Origin of the sequence: Enterobacter cloacae complex sp. P1B (assembly GCF_014982345.1) — a bacterium.
GTDB lineage: Bacteria > Pseudomonadota > Gammaproteobacteria > Enterobacterales > Enterobacteriaceae > Enterobacter > Enterobacter bugandensis.
Genome location: NZ_JADCLF010000019.1, coordinates 17,825 through 30,105, shown reverse-complemented (window position 1 = coordinate 30,105; position 12,281 = coordinate 17,825). Strand labels below are relative to the sequence as shown.

Genomic DNA, 12,281 nt, shown 5'->3' with positions numbered 1-12,281 from the left:
CACCTTTCGCCGGTTGTTGAGCTAATTCATTACTCTAAAGCTTTTAAAAACATTGTCTTGAGGCAACTTCAGGATTCTACACTTGCAAGAATTCCAAAAACTCCAATAATACTGGTTATACATACAGTGTTTTATGGAGGGCTTATGCTCCGGATCTATTCAGCAGCATTCACACCAGAAAGACTTTCATTCCCTCTTTACTTGGAAAGATGCCAGGCAGGTTTCCCTTCGCCAGCAGCTGATTACACAGAGTCCGAACTGGACCTGAATGAGTATTGCATCCAGAGGCGCAGCTCCACTTACTTCGTCCGGGCCATCGGAAACTCGATGCGAGATATTGGTCTGCACAGCGGCGATCTGCTCATTGTGGACAAGGCTGAACGGCCTCAGCACGGCGATATCGTCATAGCCGAAATCGACGGCGAGTTCACCGTAAAAAAATTGCTACTGAAACCCCGACCGGGGCTCCAGGCGATGAATCCCGCTTACCCTACTCTTTGGCCAGATCCTGAGCATCTCCAGATTTTCGGGGTGGTGACTGCCTTTATCCACAAAACACGGGGGCGAGACTGATGTTTGCCCTGGCCGACGTGAACAGCTTTTACGCCAGCTGCGAGAAGGTCTTCCGACCTGACCTGAGGGAAAAGCCTGTCGTGGTTCTCAGCAATAACGACGGCTGCGTGATTGCCCGTTCGAAGGAAGCCAAGCGCCTTGGCATCAAAATGGGTATCCCCTGGTTCCAGCTGAAGGCTATGCAGTTTCCTGAGCCTGTCTTAACCTTCTCCAGTAACTACGAGCTTTACGCCAGCATGAGCAATCGGGTCATGGCACATCTGGAAGAATTGGCCCCCCGCGTCGAGCAATACAGTATCGACGAGATGTTTCTCGATATTTGTGGCATCGACGGGTGTATGGATTATGAGTCGTTCGGCCGGCAGGTTCGAGAGCACGTCTTAAGCGGAACCGGGCTGACGATCGGTGTCGGGATGGGCCCAACCAAAACGCTGGCAAAGTCTGCACAGTGGGCATCAAAAGAGTGGCCGCAGTTTGGTGGCGTGCTGGCCCTTACTCCCGGCAATCCGAAGCGAACTGAAAAACTGCTCTCGCTGCAGCCGGTGGAGGAAATCTGGGGCGTCGGGCGCCGCATCGGAAACAAGCTGAACACGTATGGCGTTAAAACTGCGCTACAGCTGGCGCGCATGAATCCGGCCTTTGTGCGCAAGAACTTTACCGTGGTGCTTGAGCGAACCGTGCGCGAACTGAACGGTGAGGCCTGTATATATCTTGAAGAGGCCCCGCCAGCGAAGCAGCAAATTGTCTGTAGTCGCTCCTTTGGGGAACGCATAACGTCTTACGAATCGCTGCGGCAGGCAATCTGCCAGTACGCAGAACGCGCTGCCGAAAAGCTGCGGGGGGAGAAACAGTTCTGCCGGCACATCTCGGTCTTTATCAAAACCTCACCTTTCGCCGTCAACGAAACGTATTACGGCAACGTGGCCAGCGAAAAACTACTCCTGCCTACCCGTGATACGCGTGACATTATTAACGCCGCTGTGAAGGCTCTGGACCGTATCTGGATGGATGGGCATCGATATGCTAAAGCAGGCGTGATGTTGAACGACTTCACTCCAAGTGGAGTGTCCCAGTTGAATCTTTTTGACGAAGTACAGCCACGGGAGCACAGTGACGAGCTGATGAAGGTTCTGGATGGGATCAACCATTCCGGTAAAGGCAAAGTCTGGTTTGCCGGGCGAGGCATTGCCCCTGAGTGGCAGATGAAGCGAGAAATGCTGTCGCCAGCATATACTACCAGGTGGAACGAAATTCCGACTGCAAAGTTATAAAAAGATTAAATCCGTCTGGTATGGGGGTGGCCTCCCTGTGGGCGACCACCCCCAAAAAATAGGTTATTTCTAAAACCTCAGTAAACAACTAAATCGGAACCCAGAGGGTCCCCCGATTTAGTTATTGACTGAATAAAGGAATATATATAACTGCTCTGAATTATTCAGTGGTTATTTCATTGAAATAAATATTAATTATTGTGCTGTATTTGGTTGTTTTTAATGTTTTATCCTGGCATAATATCATTATTGAAATGACAAATGAACGTCCATTGTGGATTCATTGTTGTTCACTTCCGGCACTGGCCATTCTCAAAGGAGAGCTAACATGTTAAATAATACCGCTTCCACTACCAGCAATATCAATATTGTTTCTTCTACTGTACCATATAAAAAACTGCGTCAGACATCACTTAATGCCCGCAAACACAATGTTGATACGTTAAATTTTAAACGCGGTATTATTAGTCTTGCGAGATCAATAGCAGCGCGTAATCTTTTACAAAACTTAATCGTGTTCAGCGATGACGAAGTTGAGCAGGACTGTTGGTTTGTCGCCGCAGGTCAGCGTAGACTTATGGCTCTTGATTACCTCCATCGTGTTGGTGCAATTGATGACGATTATCCTGTGCGCGTTGATTTCATTGATAAAGCTGATGCGCTTGTAGTCTCAGTCTCTGAAAACAATGACCGTGTTGATATGCATCTGTCAGACCTGATCTTCTCCATCAACGAACTTGCTAATAATGGTGACTCAGTAGAAGTGATTGCTGCCAAGTTTGGCTATAAAGCCTACTATGTCAGGAAGTTGATGAAGCTGGCTAACATGGCTCCTGAGTTAATGCAGCTACTGAGGAATAATAAGATTTCCTTAAATCAGTTAATTGCTTTGAGCATTACTGATGACCACGACCTTCAGTTAAAAGCATGGGAAAATTGTTCTTATGATAAGAGTCCGAAGGACTTGCGCCGTCTGGCTTTGAATGAAGAGGAACCTGTTAGCGATAACAAATATATCAAAGTCATTGGTATAGATGCTTACCGTGATGCAGGTGGTGAAATAAAACATGATCTCTTCACTCAACATGAAAGCCATGGTGGTTATATTTTGAATCCGTCCCTCGTTCAGGAGTTGGCACTGAATAAATTGCAAGTGCTCGCTGAGCAAGTTGCTAATAATGAGGGATGGAGCTGGTACGGTAGTCAGGAGCGTCTTGAGAGTTGGGGTGATGATTCAAAGCGTTATGAATTCCCGCGACCACAGCTTGAAGATTATGCCTTTACTACAGAACAGCAGAATCAGTTAGATATTATTTACGATAAGCTCGAAAATGTTAAATTTGCAATGGACGAGGCCGAAGAACTCAGCGGTGAAAAAAAATGGGAAGCCCTTCGTCCTTTATCAAAAGAGCGTAATGAGCTTGAACAGCAGAAGAGCGAAATACTGGATGCGGCCGAGTTCACCAAGGAATATAAATCACAGCGTGGCGTCATTGTTTCAATTGGATATCATGGCGATATTGTTATTACACGTGGGTTGATGAAGCTTGTTGATAAAGCCAGTAAAGAAAACAAAGCCGTAAAAGTAAACACTGACGGTACGGTGGTTCCTGTCACGCAAGTTTCAGCTGCGCTGGCCAGATCATTGTCATGTGAACGCACTCTAGCAGTCCAGGCAGCTTTATTACAAAAGCCGGAAATTGCATTGGCTCTGACCGTTCAGAAGCTTGCTCTGTCAGTTTTCAGCGCTGGTTATCATCAGAATCCAGCTTGCTTCACCATTCAGGAAACAACACGCACGATGATCGAAGCCGCCCCTGGTTGCGAAGATGGTGAGGCAGTTAAACAGCTTAGAATGGCCAAGGCCAAGTGGTCCGAATCACTCCCTAAAGGTTGGGAAGACGATTTCACACTGTTGACGTCATTAGGAATAGACCAGTTACTCGAGCTACAGGCTTTCTGTGTCGCTGCTACGCTGGACGGTTCCGTATCTCAGTACGAACCCAAGAAGAAAAGTAATCTTCAAAAACTCGAATTTGCAATGAACTTCGATATTCATGAGTACTGGAAACCTACAGCTCAAAACTTATGGAGTCGTCTCAAGAAAGAAGGGATGATCGACCAACTTACTCAGGCTGGCGTCAGCGTTAACAAAGACGAGTTTATAGCTTTAAAAAAAGGTGATGCAGCTAAGCGTGCTGAGCAACTGATCGAAGGAATTAAATGGGTTCCTGATTTTATGTAATTATCGCGGGGTGGTATGTATTTGCCACCCTCTTTACGCTTTATATAACGAAAATAGGAGATTGAATGATGGAGTTCACCAAAGAACAGTTAATCGCGCACATCACCACAAAGGCTGCGCGAATAAAGCCAGATATGCAGCGTAACATTAGCCTCCGCATTGAAGCGCTGATGAATAAGCGCGAATTGGAAATCGCGCTGGCATCGCTTACCGTACCGGACGATATACCGCCACACGTACTGGACGCGATGAGCGATATGTGTGACGCAGGATTTGACGCGCAAGGTATTTGGGATTTATGTCGCAAATCAATTTTGCCGCCTGAGCCATGTCCTCGCTGCGGTACAGTTTCAGACAGACCCGATGGGGCGCATTATTGTCATTCAAGGGGCTAATTTCCAGCTCCGTGGTACCAAATTTGAAGGAGAGTGAGCATGGCCACTTTGCAGGAATTGATCGATCTTACGCCGGCGCAGGAAAAGGCATGGAAACGCCTCGAGAAAGCGGTGAAGGATTTCCGAGCTGCCGGAGGAAAGTTCTATAGCGTTCTGGACACACTGAGCGCATACAACGGAGAGCACGTTGCCACCATTAATGGCGACACTGGCTATCACACTGCAAGCGTGCATATGCCAAGCATTGATTCGCCGGGATTCACCAGCTGGGCCGATGATTGGCACGGTATAACGCTGGAAGATGGCATTGAAGTGGAGGAAGAATAGTTCATGCGAGATTTTTCAAAACTTGCTGCCAGTTTCCGCATGCAAATAGCAAAGCAGTGGTCAATCCGGTGCGGGTTATCACCGGCTCTGGCCATTGAGCAGGTTGTTAATGAGGCTGTTTGTGTCGGGTTACTTAATGAGCCTCGTATGCTCCCGGGAAACACGTTTACAGACTGGGCCAGTACAGGAAAGTCACCTGCATGGGCGGCACAAGCAATGCTGAATCTGCTTCTTAAGTCTGGCTGGGTTCCCGGAGATGAAAGTGAGTGGGCTGGCGTTGCAGCTATCCAGGTGCGTTCCGGGAAGTCATTGCCTGCTGAAGGTTATGTTGAAAACCTGTGTAAGCTGTCTCCTGCTTTGGACCGACTGACTGTAGCTGGGTGGATACATGCCGCACTACTCGAGAACGAAATTTTCGTATACGAAAAAAAGGCGGGACCAAAGCGCTAAAAGAAAGTGACACTTTTAAGTTACATTCACTTGATTATATGTCTCTTATAAGTGACAATGGAGTGAATCAGGGAGTAAGGGGAAACTGGATGTACAAATCTCAGTTCTACCAAGATGAAAATGGCGAAAAACCGTTTAGTGATTGGTTAACGAAGCTCAAGAAAAAAGACCGTATCGCCGCGGCGAAGATAGATACCAGAATTGACCGGGCCGAAGCGGGTAACTTTGGCGATCACAAGTTTGAAAGGGATGGCGTCTGGGAGTTGCGAATTGATTATGGCCCAGGCTACCGAGTGTACTACTCGATAGAAGATGGTGAAATCATCCTTTTATACGTCGGCGGAACGAAAAAAACGCAGGACGCCGATTTAGATAAAGCAGTTGAATACCTCAAAGACTTTAAAGCGAGGGCGAAAAAATGACAGTAGCGAGTAAAAAGGAGACCGCCAACAAGGCGGTCACAAGCGCACCGGCAGTAGACCGTGACAAACTTATGATTGAAGAGTTACGCGCCGATCCTGATTATGCTGAGCTCTATCTAAAGACCGCGCTCGAAGAGATCAACGAAGAAGGCGGTTTAGGCGGATTTCTCATTGCGTTACGCCGTGTGTTAGAAGCGAAGGGCGGTATAGGTGAAGCGGCCAAGAAGACAGGGTTAGCCCGGCAAAGTATATACCGTGCATTATCTGAAAAGGGCAACCCAACAATTACGACTTTGGCGCAGCTCGCTTCTGCCGCGGGTGTGAAGCTGACTTTAATTGGTGAAGCCCACCATTGAAATTATGCAACGCGGGATTAGCTTGCATGCATGATCAGGTGTGGATGGCTATCTACTTCAATTTGAGCTGGGAACTGGCTCGATCAGCTCACGCCCCTGGTTCTTAACATTACCCACGGCGCGTGAAACTGCGTGCCAGGTGAATTCATCTGCGGGCAATACGCCATCATTTGCGATTCCTGCAGCGTCTTTGCCGTTAAGATCCTGCCGAAGCCACTCTTGTGCTGCTTCGTATGTTAAAACCAAGGGGCGCCGATCATGTATATCAACAAGCCCTTTGTCTGCAGCTGCAGTCACTATTAAAAAACCTTCCTGCTCATCACCACGTTCAAAGGGAGTGCTTCCAATGGCTGCCATCATGATCGGTTTTCTGTCTACGCGGTGAATGAAGTATGGTTGCTTCTTGTCCCCTTCTCTCTTCCATTCAAACCAACCGTCGGCAAAGCAAATAGCTCGGCCATTTTCCCAAAGAGAACGGAACATGCGGCTTGAGGACGCTGTTTCAACGCAAGCATTAATTAATGGCGGTTTATCCCACCATGGCGGTGCGTAACCCCACATGACAGGATCGATATGCAACGCTCCACCACGTTGGTTGAGTATCAGAACCTTCGTCCCAGGCGCGACATTGTATCGAGCTATAGGCGCTGGGTCGAAAGGGATATCCCTGTCGACGTCGCCTGTAAGCACGCTAAGATATTCTTCACGGCTCAGCGATTGAGAAAAGCGGCCACACATACGAACCTCCAGTCAGTACCCAATTATAGGCCATTTAAGCACCCATTGACCCCGTATGTGGTGGCTATGCCGGATCAAGACGTCTTCAGCTGGTAATCCTTATTGATAACCCCTACGGAGCTCCCCGGATTGATGACCGCCGGTCGGACCCAGATCACTCGTTCCTTCAGTCGCCTTATATGCCCTCTCCTGAGATGGGTACGCCTTGGGGTTCCTTCTGCAGCATCTGTTGCACCGGCGCAAGATTTAGTGTGACTCGTTCTTTCATCTGAGATCTGAAGAACCTTGTATTCAAACTTAGGCTTAGGCACTGGCTTAAGCTTCTTACGCGCGGATGGAGGGAGTTTCCTCAATGTATCCGGTGTGGTTGCATTGACAGGTTCGACGATGACGTTAGCGCAGTTAAGAAGGCTACAGGCACCTATGTAAGCAAAAACTTCATCCCGAGTATTCAGAATGATATCTGCGAACAGTTTATCCCGTCCCCCCATGGCTCTCTCCATTTCACTCGCGAACTCCGGCAACGCGATGAATGGCTCAACGATAAACTGTGTGAGGTTTTTCTCTGGTAGTTGGCCAGCTGATTTAAGTTGTTCTGTGGCCAGAACAGAAGCTGGTAGTGACTGGAGCTTTGCGTCACTTAGCTTCTCCAGATGGTTTTCGTAAGGAACGAATGAGCCGCCCTGGCATAAAACCCACGATTTATCGCGGTCGTTAAAGTAAATTGAGAAAACTAATACACCACCCTGCGGAAAGCTTTTCAGCAGTGGATCGAGGTTAGGGACAGGGCAAAGATGTTTATGCTCATCTGAATAATCGATGCACAAGGCAATGCGTTTGGTTGAAAGTGTATTGGGGAAATCTTTGTATTCCTTTAATGGAGTATCTTTTACCCAGGGGATTTCAAAGGTTACTACCGGATATGGAAGTCGTGCTAAATCGAGATGTGTTTGGCTGAAACTTTCGACGTCTATAAAATCAGCGCAGTTAGGTAATATAAATTTTGTGCTTGTTGAAATAAGGTCTATTACCTTCCGCATTACATAAGCAGATAAGGGAAATATTCGTGAAACATTCCGTTCTGTTTCATTAAGAGACTTTATCGCTTCTTGGCTGTAATTAAGTAATTCAATGTTCCCATTCATAAATAATTCCATTTTACAGGTTAGGATAAGCTAATCGCGGTTTCATATGATGACCAGTGAGCAGCTGGTACTAAATTACCAAATGATAATGTTACTGTCAGGAGCACTGGCAGGTTTTTTGAAATTAGTTATCGCCGGAATGTCTGGTAATGGTGGCTTTGTTGGCCAGATGCATGGAAAGGCTATGATTGGCTCAGCATGGGGGTAGCCTCCTTGCGGGTTCTACCCCCCATAAAAAGGGTTTTTCAAGGTATCGCCGTCAACCACTAAATCGGAACCCGGAGGGACCCCCGATTTACCAATTGACTGCATGAACGGCAAACTGGTGATAGTGCGTCAGGCTATTTAATTAATGGCTGTTATGCGGCCATCAACAATGAGGTACTTAACAGCTGGCATCAGGCCCTTTTCTCCAACTTTCCCGATCGTGGTTTCAAGGTCATTCCCACACCACCACTGAAAGCGAATTTCGGTTCCTTCTCCGGCCGCAACGGATGAACCTGGTCCTGCGGTCACTGTTGAATCCGAACCAGTGATTACGTTACAAAAAGCGCCAGTATCAACGCTGCTGTTGTCTCCCGCTATAACAACGCAGTTGTTTCTGCACTGTATGTAAGATTCAGCCCCTGCAGTTATGCTGCAGTTGTCAGCAATGAATACGGTGAGGTGGAAGCCGGCCTTGATGTGGATGTCATTGGAGAAGGTGAAGTTGCGGTGATCACCGCAGGTGATTTGTGTTTGCATAGGTTTCAGTCCCAAATATTAGTGCATTAAGCGCGCCAAAACTGGTTCCAAGCAGGATTGGTGGCGAACTGAACATGGTTTGGAACCCGGATGCACTACCGGCCGCTACAAGTAGCGCCACGCCCAGCCCGCCATTGCTGGGGACTGTTCTATGCATCACGGGGTTCCAAGCCCGACCGTCGATTGTGCGACGGATTTACGACATTATAAGTTTACTGCTTTGAAATTCAAACAATGATCATCAGCAACGGCAACTTTGCTGAGTGCCAAAGCTTGAGAATCTTGAATCTTTGAAGCTAGGGTTAGCGCTACGTAAACAACAGCTGTGCATACAATAAATGACAGCAGGAAATGTCCATTTATCATCAAGGTCGTTGCAACCGCTATATAGGCCATCGCAGTGGCAATGCTCAGTGCAGTAACCTTTGCCAGTACACTGTTTCCATACTTAATGGAGGAGCCTATGATGCCAGCGATTAACACTAATCCTACGAGCGCCCCGATAATCGGTATGGCGCAAATCACAGATGTAATCATGAAAATCAGGCTTAGTTTTTTCGTGAAACCGGACTTGGTCAGATTTACGTCTGTTTCGTATAGTATTTCAGTGGAAATATTAAATACACGAACCATGCGACCGTTTGTATAAACAATTCTCACTGTATCGCCGAGAGATAGCCCTGATGTAATTTCATCATTTAGCTCAATGTATTCACGCTTGTCACCCACTTTCAAGGTGACAGCATTACCTGTAATTCTTTCCACTACGCCAGTTTTTAAATTATTTTTCATTTTAGCGGCCTCAGGGTATTTAACTACTTATAAAATAGCACATATCTTAAGAAGGGGCAATAAATACCCCTTTTAATGATTGTTATTTTATACTGTTTTTTGGTGCGCCACCGTTAGAATTGCCTGAAGGATTTGATCGCGGTTGTCTACTCCCTGAATTAAGTCCACTTTCAGTTTTATTAGCCAGAACGTTAACTGAATGTGCAGCTTTGTCAGACATATCTCTGCCGAGACTTTGACTCATATGTCCTCCTACCCAGTTGATAACTTGATCAGGTACAACATTAATCAATGAGAAGGAAGAACCCACGAGAGCAATAGCTGTTCCACAATATAAAACTAAATATCCGATAAGAGTTGCTATTCCTGTTATTGAATCAAACTGAGCATTAGCCATTGCGGCGGGCATGAATTTGTTTAGTAACGTTCCGCCAATGATGACGATACCTCCGCCTAATAAAAACCCTCCAACCATTAATGTTGGTCTGAACATTAGATTCAAAATGAAAATGTAGCCGTGGGTAGTTTTTTGCCCCATGCCTTCACCATTGCCTAGCAAATGGGCAAAGGCCCATAAAGCTGAAGCATAAATGGCCTCGCCTATTATGACGAAATAATTTACGCACGCTGCAAGCCATATTAAAAACGGCATAAGCGGAATGTAAATTGCTAATGTTATCCCGCATCCAATTAACATTATAAAGCTAAGGTTAATATAAACACCCAGAGACTCAGCTAACGACTCAATTGCTTTACCTACACCTGAGAATTTGTTAATAACATTTCCAAGAAGTGATTCGTTTGCTCCAGCCATAAATGCTTTGATTGCGGCGAAGCTCAGTATTCCTGCCTCTGAACTTGTTATGACGTAATCGCCAAGGTTTTTCATAGCAATGACTGGGTTCACTTGTCCGGAGTCATTTTGTGACAAATTGATCAGTTTGGTTGTAAGAGACTGACCTGCTGTATTAAATACGTATCCAAGAAAACTTGATGCGTCAGTAATGTTGTTAGCTTCGTATGATGATTTTGCTGTTAGAACTCCAGCACTTGAATTGTCAGTTACGGAGCGCTGTGCCTGATATGCGCTCATGACGAGTCGATACTCATCATCCACTGCAGGGCCTTGCCCCGTTGATGCACCAAATGCCGAGCCTTTAGCGGCTGCTGTATTCCCAATACGATTATTCGCAACGGCTAAAGTTTGATACCAGCTTCCTAACGACATCCATCCTTCAGTCTTGATGGTGTCCCCGACCTGGCTGGTGAGGTTTTTCAGTTGGCTATTAATATTTGATGACCTGATGGCCGCTGTTACCTTGTTCTCGTAAATCTGACTGGCGTTCTGGATGATAGCTTCCGCGTTTACCAGATTGGCGTTTTCGTTCTGCTGGCGGGCCAGCACACCGTCTACGAATTGTTGTGCGCCATCACGCAGAGCTCGTTGCATCTCATTAAGGCCGGTAGCGTGAGCTTCACGAATCGCATTAATGTCAACATCAGCTGAAATGCCAAGCTTTGCCAGTAATGACTGATCTTCTTCCACGGCGATAGTCGCTCCACCGCACGTATAGCTACGGGACTTGAGAATGAAACCATTGTCACCGGCCAAGCCAGACTGGTTGATATAGTCGCCTGCTGAAGAAAAGCCGCCAACAGAATTGAGGTTATCGAGGCTGGCATTGATGCCGAACATGCAGAGGTTCGCCTCAAAAAGAGAACGTGATAATTCGACAGTTGAAGGCGCTGCAGGTTGCAGTACAAACGACTGACCATTCATAAACGCATCTACTGTGAGGTCTGTGGCAATATTCGCTCCGCCCACACCAACTTTTGCCGCGGCGTAAAGCATTAGCAGTGCGCTCAGACTCCACCCATTAGGTAGTGGAGTTAAGAGTGAAAATGCCGCCAGGACGCGGATAGGCATCCATACTGATGCCTGGTCCTTATCCAGAAATACACCATCATGCGCTGTCTGGCTGGTCTTCCTCAGAATGATATAACCGCCCATGGCAGTGCCGACTATGAGGAGAGTAGAGCTGAAGACTTTGAGGACCTGAGAGACCAGGCTGTCCCCTCCGTCCTCGAGTATACCGTTCAAAGGGTCATTAACGATCTGGCCAAAAAGCGTCACCATTGCCTGCCGGCTAATGTCGGTACCGCGATCGGCAGCCGTTGTAAGATCATCTAGATTCTCCGCATGGCCAGCTATAGGTGCGCCCAAGGAAATAACAAGCAGAGCCGTCAGAAGAGTTCTGCTTACCTGTGATTTCAGGCGCGGATTAAGCGTATCGCGCACCCAGTTTGTTTCAGCCCGAAAATCAGCAAATCCCCCCCTCTCGCTTTTGCTTAAACGCCGGTTGTCAATTTGCCAGATACGGAACTGTGCCGGCACGGCAAACAACATCATTGATGCTGAGAAAATTAACATACTCATGCCAAATAGCATGGAAGTACGAATCAGGGTAAACGTGCCTCCCAGAAAAATTAAATATGCCAGCGCCAGGATCATTCGCTTCCGAATGACCAGCATCTGTCGCACTTCTGCGAGACTGTACTGTTGTCCACGGATGGCCGCATTTCTTTCAGCAAGCTGTACAGCCTCTTCAAACGACAGTTCTGCACTGTCTTCCTGTTGGTCCTCCGTCCGGGCCTGGCCTTTGCGCGCGGCAAGCTTTTGCCGTATGTCGGCATGGAGATCACTGATAACGGCGCGGCTGTCATCGTGAGTTCGCTGCAGTCGCTTTATGGTGTAGACAAGCGGAAGTAACGGTACCCAGATTGGAGAGGATACGGCTTTGCCAATAGTTTTCAATTTCATGA

Annotated in this window: 13 protein-coding genes; 8 read left to right on the top strand and 5 right to left on the bottom strand. The window is 47.2% G+C overall.

Features of this window, described 5'->3' with window-relative positions:
* Positions 1-144 precede the first annotated feature (144 nt).
* The 8 genes from umuD (at position 145) to INF77_RS22055 (ending at position 6,039) form a co-directional block, all read left to right on the top strand.
* Entirely contained in the window at positions 145-573 is a 429-nt protein-coding gene (gene umuD / locus INF77_RS22090; RefSeq protein ID WP_063425457.1) for a translesion error-prone DNA polymerase V autoproteolytic subunit, read from the top strand.
* Positions 573-1,844, top strand: a complete 1,272-nt coding sequence (locus INF77_RS22085) for a Y-family DNA polymerase (RefSeq protein ID WP_193543103.1) — start codon at positions 573-575, stop codon at positions 1,842-1,844. The genes umuD and INF77_RS22085 overlap by 1 nt, the downstream gene beginning before the upstream one ends.
* Positions 1,845-2,172: 328 nt before the next feature.
* Positions 2,173-4,089: a ParB/RepB/Spo0J family partition protein gene (locus INF77_RS22080; protein ID WP_193532966.1), complete on the top strand. Its 1,917-nt coding sequence runs from the start codon at positions 2,173-2,175 to the stop codon at positions 4,087-4,089.
* A 65-nt stretch (positions 4,090-4,154) separates the two neighbouring features.
* The gene (locus tag INF77_RS22075; protein WP_193532967.1) at positions 4,155-4,484 is read left to right on the top strand and encodes a hypothetical protein; all 330 of its coding nucleotides are present in this window, start codon (positions 4,155-4,157) and stop codon (positions 4,482-4,484) included.
* Positions 4,485-4,523: 39 nt separating this feature from the next.
* A complete protein-coding gene (locus INF77_RS22070) occupies positions 4,524-4,811 on the top strand; it encodes a hypothetical protein (protein ID WP_045336812.1) in 288 nt (95 codons plus the stop codon).
* 3 nt (positions 4,812-4,814) lie between these two features.
* Positions 4,815-5,261, top strand: a complete 447-nt coding sequence (locus INF77_RS22065; protein WP_063425449.1) for a hypothetical protein — start codon at positions 4,815-4,817, stop codon at positions 5,259-5,261.
* A gap of 89 nt (positions 5,262-5,350) precedes the next feature.
* On the top strand, positions 5,351-5,683 hold the full coding sequence (locus tag INF77_RS22060) for a type II toxin-antitoxin system RelE/ParE family toxin (protein WP_063425447.1): 333 nt from the start codon (positions 5,351-5,353) through the stop codon (positions 5,681-5,683).
* Positions 5,680-6,039, top strand: a complete 360-nt coding sequence (locus INF77_RS22055) for a DNA-binding protein (RefSeq protein ID WP_063425445.1) — start codon at positions 5,680-5,682, stop codon at positions 6,037-6,039. Before INF77_RS22060 ends, INF77_RS22055 begins: the two co-directional genes overlap by 4 nt.
* A gap of 57 nt (positions 6,040-6,096) precedes the next feature.
* On the opposite strand, the gene INF77_RS22050 is transcribed toward INF77_RS22055, so the two are convergent.
* The 5 genes from INF77_RS22050 to INF77_RS22030 form a co-directional block, all read right to left on the bottom strand.
* Positions 6,097-6,777, bottom strand: coding sequence for an SOS response-associated peptidase (locus INF77_RS22050; protein ID WP_063425443.1), 681 nt, complete (start codon positions 6,775-6,777; stop codon positions 6,097-6,099).
* A 74-nt stretch (positions 6,778-6,851) separates the two neighbouring features.
* The gene (locus INF77_RS22045) at positions 6,852-7,922 is read right to left on the bottom strand and encodes a hypothetical protein (RefSeq protein ID WP_063425441.1); all 1,071 of its coding nucleotides are present in this window, start codon (positions 7,920-7,922) and stop codon (positions 6,852-6,854) included.
* Between the two features lie 345 nt (positions 7,923-8,267).
* Positions 8,268-8,666, bottom strand: a complete 399-nt coding sequence (locus INF77_RS22040) for a hypothetical protein (protein ID WP_063425439.1) — start codon at positions 8,664-8,666, stop codon at positions 8,268-8,270.
* Positions 8,667-8,870: 204 nt separating this feature from the next.
* Complete coding sequence (locus INF77_RS22035) at positions 8,871-9,458, bottom strand: hypothetical protein (protein WP_193532968.1); 588 nt, start codon at positions 9,456-9,458, stop codon at positions 8,871-8,873.
* Between the two features lie 82 nt (positions 9,459-9,540).
* Positions 9,541-12,279: a DotA/TraY family protein gene (locus INF77_RS22030; RefSeq protein ID WP_063425435.1), complete on the bottom strand. Its 2,739-nt coding sequence runs from the start codon at positions 12,277-12,279 to the stop codon at positions 9,541-9,543.
* Positions 12,280-12,281: the final 2 nt, after the last annotated feature.